The organism is Pseudomonas sp. m6p, from assembly GCF_055760375.1.
Genome location: NZ_CM147084.1, coordinates 163,221 through 180,600, shown reverse-complemented (window position 1 = coordinate 180,600; position 17,380 = coordinate 163,221). Strand labels below are relative to the sequence as shown.

Genomic DNA, 17,380 nt, shown 5'->3' with positions numbered 1-17,380 from the left:
GGTGAACCTCCAAAGCGGTTGCGGGATTTATACGCCGCCGGCAGTGAGTTTCTCGGGGTTGAGTAACTCTTCCAGTTGGCTGCGCGACAGATCGGTGTGCTCCAGCGCGACGTCAATCACCGGGCGCCCCTGTTTGTAGGCCTGCTTGGCGATTTCCGCGGCTTTCTGGTAACCGATGATCGGGTTGAGCGCGGTGACCAGAATCGGGTTGCGCGACAGCGCTTCCTTGAGCCGCGACTCGTTGACCTTGAAGCTGGCGATGGCTTTGTCGCCGAGCAGACGGCTGACGTTGGCCAGCAGTTCGATGCTGTTCAAGAGGTTCTGGGCGATGATCGGCAGCATCACGTTCAGCTCGAAGTTGCCCGACTGGCCGGCGATAGTGATCACCGAGTCGTTACCGATCACCTGCGCGGCGACCATCGCGGTGGCTTCCGGGATCACCGGATTGACCTTGCCCGGCATGATCGACGACCCTGGCTGCAAAGCTTCCAGCTCGATTTCACTGAGACCGGCGAGCGGGCCGGAGTTCATCCAGCGCAGGTCATTGGCAATTTTCATCAGCGACACGGCAATGGCCTTGAGCTGGCCGGAGACGGCGACGGCGGTGTCCTGCGAGCCGATCAGGGCGAACAGATCTTTGCCTGGAGTGAATTGCACATGGGTCAGCTGGCTTAATTGGCGGCTGAAACGCGCGGCGAATTCCGGGTGCGCATTGATCCCGGTGCCGACGGCCGTGCCACCCTGCGCCAGCGATTGCAGGCTCGGCAGCAGATCCTGCAGATGACCGATATTGGCCTTGAGCTGCTGCGCCCAACCATTGAGCACCTGACTCATGCGCACCGGCATCGCATCCATCAGGTGCGTGCGACCGGTTTTGACGTGGTGATGCACTTGCACGGCTTTGTTTTCGATGACCTGCACCAGGTGCAGCAACGCCGGCAGGAGTTGTTCGTGCAACGCCAGGGCGGCGCTGACGTGAATGGTGGTCGGGATGATGTCGTTGCTGCTCTGGCCGCAGTTGACATGATCGTTCGGGTTGACCGGCTCGCCAAGCAGGCGACTGGCGAGGGTCGCGATTACTTCGTTGGCGTTCATGTTGGAACTGGTGCCGGAGCCGGTCTGGAAGATATCCACCGGAAAATGCTGCATGAAATCGCCTTCGAGCAGGCCTTGCGCGGCGTCGCTGATGGCCTTGCCTTGCGAGGCGCTGAGCTGGTTGAGTTCAACGTTGGCCCGTGCGGCGGCGGCTTTGGCGAGGATCAGCGCACGGATGAACTGCGATGGCATCGGTTTGCCGCTGATCGGGAAGTTATCCACTGCGCGCTGGGTCTGCGCGCCGTAGAGAGCGTCCACCGGCACCTGCAGTTCGCCCATGCTGTCGCGCTCAATACGAGTCTTGGTCATCGGTAAATCCTTGGACTGATTCAATGAGAGGAATCGAGGGTTGCAACTCGCAGGTCGCCAGTTGCCAGGTGTAGCGCTGCCAACGCTGGAGTCGGCAGTTGCACAGCGACAGACGCTCCATTTCACGCAGCGGGCGCCAGGCTTGATCGAGACACAAGCTGCGCCAGTGCCATGGCAACGCGATGTCGGTGGCTGTGTCGAGCAGCAGACGGAAGGAGGTTTCAGCGATGGTCCACGGGGAAGTCGCCGTACAGCAGGCCAGATAACGGCCTTCGGCCAGGTAATGTTCGATCAGGCGCGGTTCGTCGGGGTCCATCGCGCAACGGATCTGGCGACTCATCCAGCGCCAGCTTTCGAGGTATGGCTGCTCGTGCAAGGCAGAACTCATGATCCGGGACTCGTGCGGAGATGAGATTAATTATTAGATGATAATGAGAACCAAAACAAGAGCACTTGGTTACACAAACTTCATTGTGGGAGCGAGCCTGCTCGCGAAGGCGTCGTGTCAGTCACCGCTGCGGTCGGCTGTTAAATCGCTTTCGCGAGCAGGCTCGCTCCCACAGGGTTTTGTGTCGAGCCATGAAAAAGGCGCGCCACCCGATTGGGTGGCGCGCCTTTTTGTAACCGCCGGGTTTTAGCTGCCCGCCACAGTCATCCGCTCGATCAACACAGAGCCCGTGCGAATATTGCTGCGCAGCTCCAGATCATTACCGACGGCGACGATCTGTTTGAACATGTCGCGCATGTTGCCGGCGATGGTCACTTCCTGCACGGCGAACTGGATTTCGCCATTCTCGACCCAGAACCCCGCCGCTCCGCGCGAATAATCGCCGGTGACCATGTTCAAGCCATGACCCATCAATTCGGTAACCAGCAAGCCACGACCCATGCGTTTCAACAGCGCCGCCTGGTCTTCATCACCGTGAGTGACGAACAGATTGTGCACGCCACCCGCGTTGGCGGTGCTTGGCATGCCGAGTTTGCGCCCGGAGTACGTGCCGAGGATGTACGACACTAATTCGCCCTTTTCGACGAACGGTTTAGCGTAGGTGGCCAAGCCATCACCGTCGTAAGAGGCACTGCCCATGGCGCGCATCAGATGTGGACGCTCATCGATGGTCAGCCATTCCGGAAACAGCTTCTGCCCCAGCGTGCCTTCGAGGAACGACGATTTGCGATACAGACTGCCGCCGGAGACCGCTGACAGAAAGCTGCCGAACAACCCGCCCGCCAGCTCGGCGGAAAACAGCACCGGCACTTCGCAGGTTGGCACCGGACGCGCGCCCAGACGACTCGCGGCCCGTTGCGCGGCACGCTGGCCGATGCTCACTGGATCCGCCAGCAGGCTGCCCTGACGGTTGACGTCATACCAATAATCGCGCTGCATCTGACCATCGGCTTCGGCGATCATCACGCAGCTCAGGCTGTGCCGGGTCGACGCGTAACCGCCGATGAAACCGTGGCTGTTGCCATACACGCGGCAGCCCTGATGGGTGCTGAGGGTGGTGCCGTCGGCGTTCTTGATTCGCGCATCGGCGTCGAATGCGGCGGCTTCACAGAGCAACGCCTTCTCGATCGCCTGCTCCGGGGTGATGTCCCATTCGTGGAACAGGTCGAAATCCTGCACATCCCTGGCCATCAGCGCGGCATCGGCGAGGCCCGAGGCTTCGTCTTCAGAGGTGTGTTTGGCGATCGCCAGTGCGGCAGCAACGGTTTCACGAATCGCATCCGGCCCGGTGGCGGAGGTGCTGGCCGAGCCTTTGCGCTGGCCGACGTACAGGGTGATGCCAAAGCCCTGGTCGCGATTGAACTCGACCGTCTCGACCTCACGCTGGCGCACCGAGGTCGACAAACCCTGCTCCAGCGACACCGCGACTTCGCAGGCACTGGCGCCCTGACGCTTGGCTTCGGCGATGATCTGCTCGACCTGTTCCTGCAGTGCCGGCAATGCTTGCGGACCGACGCTTTGAACTGCACTCATGCTCATCTCCACTCAAATTCTGCTTTCGGCTGGGGTCATCGAGCGACCGGGCCGGACAAGCGGCCCCCGACTGGTTATCATGGCGGCGTTTCTTTGCGGACTGCCACCATGGTTGATTCTTACGACGACTCCCTCGATACGGGAGAAAAAAGCAAATCTCAGGTCAAACGCGAGCTGCATGCTCTGGTTGACCTTGGCGAGCGCCTTACAACACTCAAGCCCGACTTGCAGGCAAAACTGCCATTGACCGACGCTTTGCGCCGGGCCCTGGCCGATGCGCCGAAGCACACCGCGAACATCGCGCGTAAACGGCACCTGCAGTTCATCGGCAAACTGATGCGCGATCAGGACACTGACGCGATTCTGGTCCTGCTCGATCAACTTGATGCCTCCACCCGTCAGTACAACGAGCGTTTCCACAACCTCGAACGCTGGCGTGACCGGCTGATCGCCGGTGACGATGCCGTGCTGGAGAAATTCGTCGTCGAATACCCCGATGCCGATCGCCAGCAACTGCGTTCGCTGATCCGTCAGGCTCAGCACGAGGTTGCACACAACAAACCTCCTGCTTCCAGCCGCAAGATCTTCAAGTACATCCGTGAGCTGGACGATACGCAACGCGGTCTGCGTTGATATCTCGCCCCTGTAGGAGCTGCCGCAGGCTGCGATCTTTTGACTTTGATTGTTAAAAGCAAGATCAAAAGATCGCAGCCTGCGGCAGCTCCTACAGCTTTTTTGTTTATGCGCCCGTGCCACCCACGGTAATCGCATCGATCTTCAGCGTCGGCTGACCGACACCCACCGGTACCGACTGCCCGTCCTTGCCGCACGTGCCCACACCGCTGTCCAGTGCCAGATCGTTACCGACCATCGACACCCGGCTCATCGCCTCGGGACCATTGCCGATCAACGTCGCGCCCTTGACCGGTGCGGTGATCTTGCCGTCCTCGATCAGGTACGCCTCGCTGGTGGAGAACACGAACTTGCCGCTGGTAATGTCGACCTGACCGCCGCCAAGATTGGCGCAGTAGATGCCTTTCTTCACCGATGCGATGATTTCCGCCGGATCGCTTTCGCCACCGAGCATGTAAGTGTTGGTCATGCGCGGCATTGGCAGATGCGCGTATGACTCACGACGACCGTTGCCGGTACGGGCTACCCCCATCAGGCGCGCGTTGAGCTTGTCCTGCATGTAACCCTTGAGCACACCGTTCTCGATCAGCGTGGTGCACTCGGTCGGAGTGCCTTCGTCGTCGACGCTCAGCGAACCGCGACGGCCGCTCAAGGTGCCATCATCGACGATGGTGCACAGTTTGGAGGCGACCATTTCGCCCATTCGCCCGCTGTAGGCCGAACTGCCCTTGCGGTTGAAATCCCCCTCCAGACCGTGGCCGACCGCTTCGTGCAGGAGCACGCCGGACCAACCCGAACCGAGGACGACAGGCAAAGTGCCGGCCGGTGCCGGAATCGCTTCCAGGTTCACCAGCGCCTGACGCAGCGCCTCACGGGCATAGCCCATGGCGCGGTCTTCGGCGAGGAAATAGCGGTAATCGGTACGCCCGCCACCGCCATGCCCGCCGCGCTCGCGACGACCATTCTGCTCGACGATCACGCTGACGTTGAAACGTACCAGTGGACGCACATCAGCGGCCAGGCCACCGTCGGTGGACGCCACCAGAATCCGTTCCCAGACCCCGGCCATGCTCACGCTGACCTGCTGAATCCGTGGGTCGAGGGCGCGGGTGGCAACGTCGATGCGCTTGAGCAGCTCGACTTTCTCGGCGCGGCTCAGCACTTCCAGCGGATTGTCCGGCGCATACAACTGCGCGACATCCTGAGTGCTGAACGCCTGCACCGTGCCGTTCTGCCCGGCGCGGGAGATCGAACGCGCAGCACGCGCCGCAGCGCCCAGGGCTTCGAGGGTGATCGCGTTGCTGTAGGCAAAACCGGTTTTCTCGCCGGACTGCGCACGCACGCCAACACCCTGGTCGAGGTTGAAGCTGCCTTCCTTGACGATACCGTCTTCCAGCGACCACGACTCGGAGATCTGCCCCTGGAAATACAGGTCGGCGGCATCGATGCCCGGGCCGGCCAGATCGCCGAGCACGCCTTGCAGGCTCTCGATGGTTACGCCGCCGGGCGCCAACAGGTGATCACTGACTGAGGACAACAACTCGCTCATAGGTTTACGCCTTAAATTCATGTTCTGAAGCAGGCCGCTGGGCGCCCTGCGAGAAAAACCGCCGATGACGGGTCACCGGCATTCGCGCCCTGATAGACGCTTGTTCGTCACTGTCGCGTGCGGCCAACAATACCGCCTCGCCTTGATCCTGATGCGCCAGCACCCGGCCCCACGGGTCGATGATCGCCGCGTGACCGAAAGTCTCACGCGGTCCCGGGTGAGTCCCGCCCTGCGCTGCCGCCAACACATAACACTGGGTTTCGATGGCCCGGGCGCGAATCAGCACCTCCCAGTGCGCTGCTCCGGTCACAGCGGTGAAGGCCGACGGGGCGGTGATCAACTCGGCACCGGCAGCGCGCAATTCGCTGTACAACTCCGGAAAGCGCAGGTCGTAGCACACGGTCAGGCCGACTCGGCCAACCGGTGTGTCCGCCACCACCACGCCACTGCCATAAGCATAGTCATCGGATTCGCGATACCGCCCGCGATTGTCCGCCACATCGACATCGAACAGGTGCAACTTGTCATACCGTGCCACGGTTTCACCCTGATCATTGACCAGCAGCGAGCAGGCGTGAGACTTGGCGTCCGGTTGCCCAAGCGGCGGCAACGGCAAGGTGCCGGCGACTATCCATAACTTGAGGTCGCGAGCAGTCTGTTTCAACCATGGCAGGATCGGGCCTTCACCGAGCGCTTCGGCCCTACCGATGTCGGCAATGTCACGACGGCCCATGGCGGCGAAGTTTTCCGGCAGCACTGCCAGCTTCGCGCCACCGATTGCCGCCTGCTCGAGCAGGCGTCGGGCCTGCGCCAGATTGGCCAGCACATCGCTCTGGCTGACCATTTGAATCACCGCTAAAGACATGGCCGCTTCCTGACAGGGAGTCCACTTATCACTGCAGGAGCTGCCGCAGGCTGCGATCTTTCGATTGTGCTTTTTAAAACCAGATCAAAAGATCGCAGCCTGCGGCAGCTCCTACACGGGGAAAAGCCTCATGCTACTCAAAAAGGCTTGTCGAAGGTGATTTTCGGCTCTTTCCACGGGCCCTTGACGGTGTATTTGACGCTGGCGAAGCGTGCCACGCGGTCACCGATCAGCTTGTCGATGAGGAACAATGCCCCGCCGACCGCTGGCGCGCCGACAATCAGCGCGGCGATCGGCAGATTGTTGGTCACTGGCAAGGTCACCAGCAATTTTGCATCGACCTTATCGCCAACCAGATCCAGCGTACCGTCCAGCTCAAGATTGCTTGAAGGACCGGTCAGCCGAATCGGCTCGCGGGTGACATACACGCCGTTGTTTGCCACCAACAGACCCTTGACCCGATCGTAGCTCAAGCCTTTGCCGAACAAGTCGGAGAAGTCCAGACGCAGACGGCGCCCAATGGAATTGAAGTTGAGCAGACCGAACACCCGCAACGCCTGCGCGCCGCCCTCCACTTCAACGAACTGACCTTTATTCAGCGAGGCATCCAGCGTGCCGGAGAAACGCTTGGTCGCCAGCCACGCCGGCGATCCCGGCCAGCGGCCATCGACGTCCATGTGGAATTCTTCACTGGTCACGCTCGGCGCGAAGCCCCAGCCCTTAAGCACATCGGCAAGGTTCTTGCCGCTGATCCGGCCCTTGAACCAGCTGTTGGTCGAACCCGGGGTACCTTCCCAGCCGCCATTGCCTTGTAACAGGATGCCCTTGAGGCCCATGTCCATATTGTTCAGGGCGAGACCTTTGGCCGTTGGCCGTACCTTGAGCGACCAGCCGCCCACCAGATCCGCGCCGAGAAACAATTGATTGATGGTGATGTCCAGCGCGGGAATCTTCGTCGGGTCGACGGAAACCAGCGGATCAGGCGAGTTCTCGTCGGCCTGCACCGTCGGATCCGGTGCCGGCAGGCGTACGTATTGCAGATTGACCGCGATCGGTGCGCCCTTGGCATCGGGAAGACTGGCCGAGCCTTTGGCCTGCTGGCTGTCGAGCGCCAGATTCCACGCCCACGGTTTGCGATTGACCTGAACTGCCGCCTGATCGAGTGTGGTGCCGAATGCGGTGAGCTTGCCCACCTTGAAGTCGGCACTGTTGAGTAATTGCTTGGCGCTGCCACCCGGGTCGTTACCGGCGTATTTATTGACCAGGTCCTGCCACGGCGCGACGTCCAGCTCCGACAGCACACCGCGTATGCGCAGGCCTTTGGCGTCCGGCAGGACTGCGTCGCCAGTACCGAGAAACAGCTCGCCACGACCATCGGCAAAATTGCTCGGCGGTGCGGCGAAGGTGAAGCTGGCCAGTTGATCGTAACTGACCCAAAAACGTCGCTCCGGACCTTGCAAGCTCATGCGGAACACCGTGTCACGCCCTTGCTGGGCCGACATGCCGAACGGCGCCGGCAGATCCACCGCGACGCCTTTCATGCTGGAACTGACCGTCAGTTGACTGTCAGTGCCGTCGAGGTTGACCTGCAACTGATAGGGAAGGGTCCCAGACACCGGCAACGGTTGAGTCACGCCCAGCCAGTCAGTGAGTTTCTTGACCTCGACCTGCCCGGAAGCCGAGACCCGCGTCTTGAGCTTGCCCGGGCTGCCATCCGCGAAAATCTGCGCGGTCACCGGCTTGTCAAAAGCCTTGGCGGCGATGTTCTGCCCACTCAACCCCTTGGCGCTGTCGAAACGGAAATCGCCTTTGAGCTGGCTCAGCTCAAGTTTCGGCTCCGCCAGTTTCAAGCGCGCATTGGCAGTCTTGAAGTCGACGAGGATCTTCGGCAAATCGCCCTTTTCCAGCGGGATATCGAGTTTGACCTTGCCCTGCAGATCGCCCTCGCCTTCCCAGCCGGCAAAGGTTTCGCCAGTGCCGATCGGTGCAGTCTGGAGAATTTTCAGGCCATCACCCAACCCACCGGCAAACCCGCCGTCGAGGAACAGATGCGTATGCTGCCCCGCCGGGACATGGGGAATATTGACGAAAACGTCGCTGACCTGAGTGTCGAGCAACTGCCCCTTGTCGGCCACGATGCGCACGCCGCTGTCCTCGATGAACACGTCGCCACTGACCTTGCTCACGTGCGGCCAGCCTGGCTGGAACGCCAGCTCGGCGTCATGCACCTTGAAGAACAGGCTAATGCTGCGATCGACATCCTTGGCATTTTTGCTCAGCGAACCCTGATACTGGAAAAAACCCTGGTCCACCGCGCCTTTGAGGATCGCCGTGCGCAGCCACTCGTCGAGGGCCGGACTCAAGACTTCGGGCAGGTATTTGGCGGTGTAGCGACCGTCGCCATCGACCAGCCCGACGCGCAGGTCCATGTAGTCTTCCTGGCTATGGTCGAAGTGCAGGCGGATCAGGAAATCGCCGGCAATCTTGCCCTCCTCGCCCAGCACTTTCAGGTAAGGCGCGATCAGGGTGAAACCTTCTTTATCGAGCTTCCAGGTCAGCCGGGCATTGGCCTGAATGTATTGCCATGGCTTGGCGAAGATGGGGTCGAGGTGCAGGACGAAATCCTTGCTGTCCAGGCGCAGCTCGCCGCCGTCAAGGTTGCCGCTGAGGCTGCCACTGACGTTTCGCGCCGCCGGGGCGCCGTGATAGGCGTCGAACCCGACTTTATCCAGATTGGCCGCGAAGCCGAATTTCGAGCCGTCGGTGGCATTGGGACGAAAATCCAGCAACACGTTGCGCAACCCGCCGGTCACTTTCAGGTGGTCGACAACAGTGGCGAAGCCTTCAGGCAGCGGCCCCAGTGCATTCAGCAACGGGGTGATCGGCTGCAAATCGAGGCGGTCAGCCTGCAGATGCCACAGCTCGTCGACTGTATCAGTGGCTGCCGTCTGCTTGAGCTGCACGTGGGTTTCCCAGCGGGTTTCGCCAACACTCATCGCCAGCGAATCAAGCGTAACGGTGGCGCCGCCATCGTCGCGCTGGTAATAGCCATTGAGCGCCAGATTGCTGATCTTGATCGGCTTGCGCTCGGCATAAGCGCCGGTCACCTGCGGTGCGTTCAAACGGACAGCGGCGCTTTGCAGGGCGCCGTCGTTCCAGTTCACCCACAACTCGCCGCCCGCCTTGATCTCGGAAAAATTCCATTGCTGGGTCAAACGCTCGGGCAACCACTTCGACCAGTCGCTTTGCGGCAGGCTGACATAGCCTTCCACCGAGCTGTCCGGCAGTCGGGAGGGGCGAATCCGTGTTCGCAGGCTCATCGCCATCGGCTGCCCGTCGGGCAAAGTCAGACGAGCGTCGAGGCGCTGCCGGCTGCTGCCGGTTTTCAGATTGAGGCCGACGTAGGTGAAGGTCATCGGCGCATGGTCCAGCGGCTGCACGGTCACCTGACTGTCGAGCACCGACAGTTGCTGAACGATCTGCGAGCGCTTGAACAGTTGTTCGGGATCAAGCGGCTGGTCGTTCTGCACCGGCAGGCCTTCCAGCGACCATGTGCCGTCCTGCGCTTCCTTGACGCTGATCTTCAGGCCGTTCAGTTCCAGATGGGCGATGCGGACTTCGCGCGCCAACAGACTGGCCCAGAGATCAGGTACCACGCGCACCCGATCCAGGCGCAAGGCGTTGGCACCGTCACCGACCATCACATCATGGGCCAGCAGAATCGGTGCGAAGCCGCTCCAGTTGCCTTCCAGTTCGCCAATCTGCAACGGCATACCGAGCGCAGCCGTGGCCTTGTCTTCGATATCGGTGCGGTATTCCGCCACCAGCGGCGCCAGTTCCCGACCGAGGTTGACGTACAACGCCATCAACACCAGAACCAACGCGCACAGGCCCAGCCCCCAGCGGGTCAGTGCGGCCAAAATGCGTGTCAGACGCTCCATGTCAGTTGGCTCCCATGGCAAAAAAACTACTAAAAGCTGAGGCCAGCCGTTGTGGATTAAATGTGCTGCAGGGGTTCAGAGCAGCACCACGTCATATTGTTCCTGCGAATACATGGTCTCGACCTGAAAGCGTATGGTGCGGCCAATAAACCCTTCAAGCTCGGCAACGTTACCGGATTCTTCATCGAGCAAACGGTCCACCACCTTCTGGTTCGCCAGCACCCGGTAACCTTCGGCCTGATAGGCCCGGGCTTCACGCAGAATTTCGCGGAAGATCTCGTAACAGATGGTTTCCGGAGTCTTCAGCTTGCCCCGCCCCTGACAGCTGCTGCACGGCTCGCACAGCACTTGCTCAAGGCTTTCACGGGTGCGCTTGCGGGTCATCTGCACCAGGCCCAACTCGGTGATGCCGATGATGTTGGTCTTGGCGTGATCACGTTCGAGCTGTTTTTCCAGGGTGCGCAGCACCTGGCGCTGATGCTCCTCATCTTCCATGTCGATGAAGTCGATGATGATGATCCCGCCCAGATTGCGCAGGCGCATCTGCCGGGCAATCGCGGTGGCGGCTTCGAGGTTGGTCTTGAAGATGGTTTCTTCGAGATTGCGATGACCGACGAACGCGCCGGTGTTGACGTCGATGGTGGTCATGGCTTCCGCCGGATCGACCACCAGATAGCCGCCGGACTTGAGCGGCACTTTGCGCTCGAGGGCTTTCTGGATTTCGTCTTCGACGCCATACAGGTCGAAAATCGGCCGCTCGCCCGGATAGTGTTCCAGACGATCGGCGATTTCCGGCATCAGTTCGGCGACAAACTGCGTGGTTTTCTGGAAGGTTTCCCGGGAGTCAATGCGGATTTTCTCGATCTTCGGGCTGACCAGATCGCGCAGGGTACGCAGCGCCAGACCGAGGTCTTCGTAGATCACGCTCGGTGCGCCGATGGTCTGGATCTGCGCATTGATCTGGTCCCACAGGCGCCGCAGGTAGCGGATGTCCATGAGGATTTCATCGGCCCCGGCGCCTTCGGCGGCGGTACGCAGGATGAAGCCACCGGCCTCCTTGATTCCTTCCTTGGCCACGCAATCGCTGACCACCTGCTTGAGGCGCTCGCGCTCGGCTTCGTCTTCGATCTTCAGGGAAATGCCGACATGGGCGGTGCGCGGCATGTACACCAGATAGCGCGACGGGATCGACAGCTGGGTGGTCAAACGTGCGCCTTTCGAACCGATCGGATCCTTGGTGACTTGCACCACCAGGCTCTGGCCTTCATGCACCAGCGCGCTGATGCTTTCCACCGCCGGGCCTTCGCGCAGGGAGATTTCCGAGGCGTGAATGAATGCCGCACGGTCCAGACCGATATCGACAAATGCCGCCTGCATGCCCGGCAGCACCCTGACGATCTTGCCTTTATAGATGTTGCCGACGATCCCGCGTTTTTGCGTGCGCTCGACGTGGACTTCTTGCAGCACACCGTTTTCGACCACCGCCACGCGCGATTCCATCGGCGTGATGTTGATCAGAATCTCTTCACTCATGGCAGGGTCTCGTTCAGGCATGTTCACGATAATGGCCGCATCTTGATCCATACGACGCTCATTGCGCGTTCAGGTTTTGCCAACAGGGTATGCCGAAATGGCCCAACAGTTCTGCGGTTTCGCAAACCGGCAGCCCGACCACCGCCGAATAGCTGCCATTGAGCCCGGCGACAAACACCGCGCCGAGGCCCTGAATGCCATAACCGCCAGCCTTGTCCCGAGGTTCGCCACTGGCCCAGTAGGCCGCCGCCTCTTCGCGGCTGATCGGGCGGAAGCGCACCAGACTGCGCACCACGCGCGACTCGCAACGCTGGCCTTCCAGCACAGCGATGGCGGTCAGCACTTCATGCTCTTTGCCGGACAACATCATCAGCATGGCGCATGCGTCGACTTCGTCCACCGGTTTGCCAAGAATTTTACCGTCAAGCACCACGGCAGTGTCCGCCCCCAGTACGCAAAACGCCGCGTCGCAGGCGAGCGCGCGTCGACCGGCCTCGGCCTTGCCACGCGCCAGGCGCTCGACATAGGCCGAAGGCGATTCTTCGGCAAGCGGGGTTTCGTCGATTTCCGCGCTGATGGCGGAGAACGGCACGCCGATCTGCGTGAGCAATTCACGCCGGCGCGGCGAACCAGAGGCGAGGTAAAGCGGCTTCATCAAGACATCTCCCTTGTCGAGGTGCGGGCACATGCCTGACCGAATCAGTTGATTTTGTAGCGCCGGCGCAATCCACGCAAAGCGAAGCTGACCCAGGGCCAGAGCAACGCGCTGGTCAATGCCGGCAGCACCAGTGCCAGCGTTGGCTGGCGGTTGCCGGTCAGCGCGCTGAGCCACAGTTGAACCAGCTGAGCGAGGCCGAAGATCACCAGGATCACCAGGCATTGCTGCCACATCGGGAACATCCGCAGACGCTGCTGCAACGACAGCACCAGGAAGGTGATCAGCGTCAGGATCAACGCGTTCTGCCCAAGCAGCGTGCCGTAGAGCACGTCTTCGGCCAGTCCCAGGCAAAACGCGGTCACCATGCCGACCGTTTGCGGCAGGGCCAAAGCCCAGAACGCCAGGAGCAGCGCCAGCCACAGCGGGCGCAGGATCTCCATGAATTGCGGCATCGGCGACACACTGAGCAGCAGGCCGATGAGAAACGTTAGCCAGACCATCCAACCGTTACGCGAAGCGGTAGCCCCGACCATTATTCTTGTCTCCCGGTGTTGGCCGGCGTGGTGACAGGCGGTTTGGCCGCTGATCGAACCGCCGGCTGGGACGCTGCAGGCCGGCTATTCGCGGGCGTGGCTGCAGTTGGTTTGGCAGGCGGCTTGCTGGCGACCGGTTTGGCCGGCGTAGCACTGACTGCCGGCGTGGCGGTCGCGGCCGGCGCAGGCACCGCTGCAGGCGGTGTCACGGTTTTCGGCACCGTGGCCGGAATCACCGGTCCACCGCCCTGCGCATCAAGATTTTCCTGAGCCTGCGCCGCATCGTTGGCGCGCTCTTCGGCGGTGCGGTTGTCGCTGAATACCAGCAGCAGATAACGGCTGCGGTTCAACGCAGCGGTCGGCACCGCACGGACAATCGCGAAAGGCTGACCGGAGTCGTGGATGACTTCCTTGACCGTTGCCACCGGATAACCGGCCGGGAAGCGCTGCCCGAGGCCGGAGCTGACCAGCAGATCGCCTTCCTTGATGTCAGCGGTATCGGCGACGTGCCGCAGTTCCAGACGTTCCGGGTTGCCGGTACCGCTGGCAATCGCCCGCAGACCGTTACGGTTCACCTGGACAGGAATGCTGTGCGTGGTGTCGGTCAGCAGCAGCACACGGGACGTGTACGGCATCAACTCGACCACCTGGCCCATCAGACCGCGCGCATCGAGCACCGGCTGACCGAGCACCACGCCATCGCGCTCACCCTTATTGATGATGATGCGATGGGTGAAGGGATTGGGGTCCATGCCAATCAACTCGGCCACTTCGACCTTTTCGTTGACCAGTGCGGAGGAATTGAGCAACTCGCGCAGCCGCACGTTCTGCTCGGTGAGAGCGGCGAGCTTTTGCATGCGGCCCTGCAACAGCAGGTTCTCGGTCTTGAGTTTTTCGTTTTCGGCGACAAGCTCGGTGCGACTGCCAAACTGACTGGCGACACCGTCCCACAACCGGCCGGGCAGGTCGGTGATCCAGTAGGCGTCCATCAGCACCAGCGACATCTGGCTGCGTGCAGGTTTGAGCAGACTGAAGCGGGCATCGACCACCATCAGCGCGACCGACAGCACGGCCAGCACCAACAGGCGCACGCCCAACGAAGGGCCCTTGGCGAAAAGCGGTTTAATAAGCCGCTCCTCCCAGGCAAATGTTCTGTTTATTCATACGGCATCAAACCGGCCTGGATGAAGACTGACAGAAGATAAACGCCAACAGGCAGCACTGCAAAGTGCTGCCTGTGCGCTCACCCACGTATTGCAACCCAGCGCTTATTCGCTGGAGAGCAGGTCCATGGTGTGCTTGTCCATCATTTCCAATGCACGGCCACCGCCGCGAGCAACGCAGGTCAGCGGGTCTTCGGCAACGATCACCGGCAGACCGGTTTCCTGGGCCAGCAACTTGTCGAGGTCACGCAGCAGCGCTCCACCACCGGTCAGCACCAGACCACGCTCGGCGATGTCGGAAGCCAGTTCCGGCGGCGATTGCTCCAGGGCGCTTTTCACCGCCTGAACGATGGTTGCCAGAGACTCTTGCAGAGCTTCCAGCACTTCGTTGGAGTTCAGGGTGAATGCGCGTGGAACGCCTTCGGCCAGGTTGCGACCGCGAACGTCGACTTCGCGAACTTCGCCGCCCGGGTAGGCCGTACCGATTTCCTGCTTGATGCGCTCGGCAGTCGATTCACCGATCAGGCTGCCGTAGTTGCGGCGCACGTAGGTGATGATCGCTTCGTCGAAGCGGTCGCCGCCCACGCGGACGGATTCGGCATAGACCACACCGTTCAGGGAGATCAGCGCGATTTCGGTGGTACCACCGCCGATATCGACGACCATCGAGCCACGGGCTTCTTCAACCGGCAGGCCGGCACCGATCGCAGCGGCCATCGGCTCTTCGATCAGGAACACTTCACGGGCACCGGCACCAAGGGCCGATTCACGGATGGCACGACGCTCAACCTGGGTGGATTTGCATGGAACGCAGATCAGCACACGAGGGCTGGGCTGCAGAAAGCTGTTTTCGTGAACCTTGTTGATAAAGTATTGCAGCATCTTTTCGCAGACGCTGAAGTCGGCAATCACGCCGTCCTTCATCGGACGAATGGCAGCAATGTTGCCCGGCGTACGGCCGAGCATGCGCTTGGCTTCGGTGCCGACAGCGACGACACTTTTCTGGTTACCGTGTGTCCGAATGGCCACAACCGATGGCTCATTCAGGACGATACCGCGCTCGCGCACGTAAATAAGGGTGTTGGCAGTGCCCAGGTCAATGGAAAGATCGCTGGAAAACATGCCACGCAGTTTCTTGAACATGGGAAAGGGACCCTAGGCAACGCGTGGGTAAAAAAGTGCGGCAAACTCTAACAACGACAGGGATTTTGGGCAAGGCGCCAATATGTTAAATTGGCCGCTTTTCTGTGCACCAAGCCCCACAATCGCGGCCTTATGACCGTAGAAGTGCGGTAGTGTTCCGACAATCTAACACACGGACGCCGTCCGTTCTGTTTTCCACTGGAGAATCCCGATGGCGCTAGAACGCTCCGACGTGGAAAAAATCGCGCATCTGGCCTGCCTTGGCCTGAATGATGCCGATCTTCCGCACATTACTTCCGCCCTCAACAGCATTCTCGGGCTGGTCGACGAAATGCAGGCCGTCGATACCGACGGTATCGAGCCTTTGGCCCACCCGCTGGAAGCCAGTCAGCGCCTGCGCGCCGACGTCGTGACCGAGACCAATCACCGCGAGGCTTACCAGTCCATCGCACCAGCGGTCGAAAACGGCCTGTATCTGGTTCCGAAAGTCATCGACTAAAGGGAAAGAGCCTGCAATGCATCAAATGACTCTGGCCGAGATCGCCCGCGGTCTCGCCGATAAAAAGTTTTCCTCCGAAGAGCTGACCAAAGTCCTGCTGGCGCGTATTACCCAGCTCGATCCGCAGCTCAACAGCTTCATCAGCCTCACCGAAGAGCTGGCGCTTGCGCAGGCGAAAGCCGCCGACGCGCGCCGGGCCAACGGTGAGAGCGGCGCCCTGCTCGGTGCGCCGATCGCCCACAAGGACCTGTTCTGCACCCAGGGCATCCGCACCAGCTGCGGCTCGAAGATGCTCGACAACTTCAAGGCGCCCTACGACGCCACCGTGGTTGCGAAACTGGCAGCTGCCGGCGCCGTGACCCTGGGCAAGACCAACATGGACGAATTCGCCATGGGTTCGGCCAACGAGTCGAGCTGGTACGGCGCGGTGAAAAACCCGTGGAACCTGGAACACGTGCCGGGTGGTTCGTCCGGTGGTTCGGCGGCGGCGGTTGCCGCTCGTCTGTTGCCGGCGGCCACGGCCACCGATACCGGTGGTTCGATCCGTCAGCCCGCTGCATTCACCAACCTCACCGGCCTGAAACCGACGTACGGTCGTGTTTCGCGCTGGGGCATGATCGCTTACGCCTCCAGCCTCGATCAGGGCGGCCCGTTGGCGCGCACTGCCGAAGACTGCGCGATTTTGTTGCAAGGTATGGCCGGGTTCGACCAGAACGACTCCACCAGCATCGATGAGCCGGTTCCGGATTACTCCGCCAGCCTCAACACTTCGCTGCAGGGCCTGCGCATCGGCGTGCCGAAGGAATACTTCAGCGCCGGTCTCGATCCCCGCATCGCCGAACTGATCCAGAACAGCATCAAAGAGCTGCAGAAGCTCGGTGCCGTGATCAAGGAAATCAGCCTGCCGAACATGCAGCACGCGATTCCTGCGTACTACGTGATCGCCCCGGCCGAAGCCTCTTCGAACCTGTCGCGTTTCGACGGCGTGCGCTTTGGCCATCGCTGCGAGAACCCGGAAAACCTGATCGACCTGTACAAGCGCTCGCGTGGCGAAGGCTTCGGGCCGGAAGTGCAGCGCCGGATCATGGTCGGCGCCTACGCGCTGTCCGCCGGTTACTACGACGCCTACTACCTGAAAGCGCAGAAGATCCGTCGCCTGGTGAAAAACGACTTCATGGCGGCCTTTAATGAAGTCGACATCATCCTCGGCCCGACTACGCCGAACCCGGCCTGGAAGCTCGGCGCAAAGAACAGCGATCCGGTCGCTGCCTATCTGGAAGACGTCTACACCATCACCGCCAACCTCGCGGGCCTGCCGGGCCTGTCGATGCCGGCCGGTTTTGTCGACGGTCTGCCGGTGGGCGTGCAGTTGCTCGCGCCGTATTTCCAGGAAGGTCGCCTGTTGAACGTTGCCCATCAGTATCAGTTGAACACTGACTGGCACACCCGCACCCCAACCGGCTTCTGAGGAGACACAC

The 17,380-nt window shown here is 61.1% G+C and carries 14 protein-coding genes; 3 read left to right on the top strand and 11 right to left on the bottom strand.

Annotated features, from left to right (window positions below; genetic code table 11):
• Positions 1-27: 27 nt before the first annotated feature.
• The 3 genes from ACYZUM_RS00770 to pmbA form a co-directional block, all read right to left on the bottom strand.
• Positions 28-1,404: a class II fumarate hydratase gene (locus ACYZUM_RS00770; RefSeq protein ID WP_108181681.1), complete on the bottom strand. Its 1,377-nt coding sequence runs from the start codon at positions 1,402-1,404 to the stop codon at positions 28-30.
• Positions 1,385-1,792 carry a FagA protein gene (locus ACYZUM_RS00765; protein ID WP_108181680.1) on the bottom strand — a complete coding sequence of 136 codons (408 nt, stop codon included), beginning with the start codon at positions 1,790-1,792 and terminating at the stop codon, positions 1,385-1,387. Before ACYZUM_RS00765 ends, ACYZUM_RS00770 begins: the two co-directional genes overlap by 20 nt.
• A 246-nt stretch (positions 1,793-2,038) precedes the next feature.
• On the bottom strand, positions 2,039-3,385 hold the full coding sequence (pmbA, locus tag ACYZUM_RS00760; protein ID WP_027610838.1) for a metalloprotease PmbA: 1,347 nt from the start codon (positions 3,383-3,385) through the stop codon (positions 2,039-2,041).
• A gap of 108 nt (positions 3,386-3,493) precedes the next feature.
• Here pmbA and yjgA point away from each other — a divergent pair, with 108 nt between their 5' ends.
• Positions 3,494-4,018: a ribosome biogenesis factor YjgA gene (gene yjgA, locus ACYZUM_RS00755; RefSeq protein ID WP_007961589.1), complete on the top strand. Its 525-nt coding sequence runs from the start codon at positions 3,494-3,496 to the stop codon at positions 4,016-4,018.
• A 106-nt stretch (positions 4,019-4,124) separates the two neighbouring features.
• Here yjgA and tldD read toward each other — a convergent pair whose 3' ends face one another.
• The 8 genes from tldD to mreB form a co-directional block, all read right to left on the bottom strand.
• Positions 4,125-5,567: a metalloprotease TldD gene (gene tldD / locus ACYZUM_RS00750; protein ID WP_007961588.1), complete on the bottom strand. Its 1,443-nt coding sequence runs from the start codon at positions 5,565-5,567 to the stop codon at positions 4,125-4,127.
• A gap of 4 nt (positions 5,568-5,571) precedes the next feature.
• On the bottom strand, positions 5,572-6,432 hold the full coding sequence (locus ACYZUM_RS00745; protein WP_108181679.1) for a carbon-nitrogen hydrolase family protein: 861 nt from the start codon (positions 6,430-6,432) through the stop codon (positions 5,572-5,574).
• Positions 6,433-6,569: 137 nt separating this feature from the next.
• Positions 6,570-10,373, bottom strand: a complete 3,804-nt coding sequence (locus ACYZUM_RS00740; protein WP_108181678.1) for a YhdP family protein — start codon at positions 10,371-10,373, stop codon at positions 6,570-6,572.
• Positions 10,374-10,448: 75 nt separating this feature from the next.
• Complete coding sequence (gene rng, locus ACYZUM_RS00735; protein WP_007961585.1) at positions 10,449-11,906, bottom strand: ribonuclease G; 1,458 nt, start codon at positions 11,904-11,906, stop codon at positions 10,449-10,451.
• Between the two features lie 58 nt (positions 11,907-11,964).
• A complete protein-coding gene (locus ACYZUM_RS00730) occupies positions 11,965-12,561 on the bottom strand; it encodes a Maf family protein (protein ID WP_108181677.1) in 597 nt (198 codons plus the stop codon).
• A gap of 44 nt (positions 12,562-12,605) precedes the next feature.
• Positions 12,606-13,097, bottom strand: coding sequence for a rod shape-determining protein MreD (gene mreD / locus ACYZUM_RS00725; protein ID WP_003221660.1), 492 nt, complete (start codon positions 13,095-13,097; stop codon positions 12,606-12,608).
• Positions 13,097-14,224, bottom strand: a complete 1,128-nt coding sequence (gene mreC, locus ACYZUM_RS00720; RefSeq protein WP_108181676.1) for a rod shape-determining protein MreC — start codon at positions 14,222-14,224, stop codon at positions 13,097-13,099. The genes mreD and mreC overlap by 1 nt, the downstream gene beginning before the upstream one ends.
• 141 nt (positions 14,225-14,365) lie before the next feature.
• Entirely contained in the window at positions 14,366-15,403 is a 1,038-nt protein-coding gene (gene mreB / locus ACYZUM_RS00715; protein ID WP_002555108.1) for a rod shape-determining protein MreB, read from the bottom strand.
• A 211-nt stretch (positions 15,404-15,614) separates the two neighbouring features.
• On the opposite strand from mreB, the gene gatC reads away from it, so the two are divergent.
• Positions 15,615-15,902: an Asp-tRNA(Asn)/Glu-tRNA(Gln) amidotransferase subunit GatC gene (gene gatC, locus ACYZUM_RS00710; protein ID WP_003221657.1), complete on the top strand. Its 288-nt coding sequence runs from the start codon at positions 15,615-15,617 to the stop codon at positions 15,900-15,902.
• Positions 15,903-15,918: 16 nt separating this feature from the next.
• A complete protein-coding gene (gatA, locus tag ACYZUM_RS00705) occupies positions 15,919-17,370 on the top strand; it encodes an Asp-tRNA(Asn)/Glu-tRNA(Gln) amidotransferase subunit GatA (RefSeq protein WP_041072817.1) in 1,452 nt (483 codons plus the stop codon).
• Positions 17,371-17,380 lie beyond the last annotated feature (10 nt).

Coding starts and splice junctions, on each gene's coding strand:
- ACYZUM_RS00770 (WP_108181681.1), bottom strand. CDS start 1,404: ATGACCAAGACTCGTATTGAGCGCGACAGCATGGGCGAACTGCAGGTG.
- ACYZUM_RS00765 (WP_108181680.1), bottom strand. CDS start 1,792: ATGAGTTCTGCCTTGCACGAGCAGCCATACCTCGAAAGCTGGCGCTGG.
- pmbA (WP_027610838.1), bottom strand. CDS start 3,385: ATGAGTGCAGTTCAAAGCGTCGGTCCGCAAGCATTGCCGGCACTGCAG.
- yjgA (WP_007961589.1), top strand. CDS start 3,494: ATGGTTGATTCTTACGACGACTCCCTCGATACGGGAGAAAAAAGCAAA.
- tldD (WP_007961588.1), bottom strand. CDS start 5,567: ATGAGCGAGTTGTTGTCCTCAGTCAGTGATCACCTGTTGGCGCCCGGC.
- ACYZUM_RS00745 (WP_108181679.1), bottom strand. CDS start 6,432: ATGTCTTTAGCGGTGATTCAAATGGTCAGCCAGAGCGATGTGCTGGCC.
- ACYZUM_RS00740 (WP_108181678.1), bottom strand. CDS start 10,373: ATGGAGCGTCTGACACGCATTTTGGCCGCACTGACCCGCTGGGGGCTG.
- rng (WP_007961585.1), bottom strand. CDS start 11,906: ATGAGTGAAGAGATTCTGATCAACATCACGCCGATGGAATCGCGCGTG.
- ACYZUM_RS00730 (WP_108181677.1), bottom strand. CDS start 12,561: ATGAAGCCGCTTTACCTCGCCTCTGGTTCGCCGCGCCGGCGTGAATTG.
- mreD (WP_003221660.1), bottom strand. CDS start 13,097: ATGGTCGGGGCTACCGCTTCGCGTAACGGTTGGATGGTCTGGCTAACG.
- mreB (WP_002555108.1), bottom strand. CDS start 15,403: ATGTTCAAGAAACTGCGTGGCATGTTTTCCAGCGATCTTTCCATTGAC.
- gatC (WP_003221657.1), top strand. CDS start 15,615: ATGGCGCTAGAACGCTCCGACGTGGAAAAAATCGCGCATCTGGCCTGC.
- gatA (WP_041072817.1), top strand. CDS start 15,919: ATGCATCAAATGACTCTGGCCGAGATCGCCCGCGGTCTCGCCGATAAA.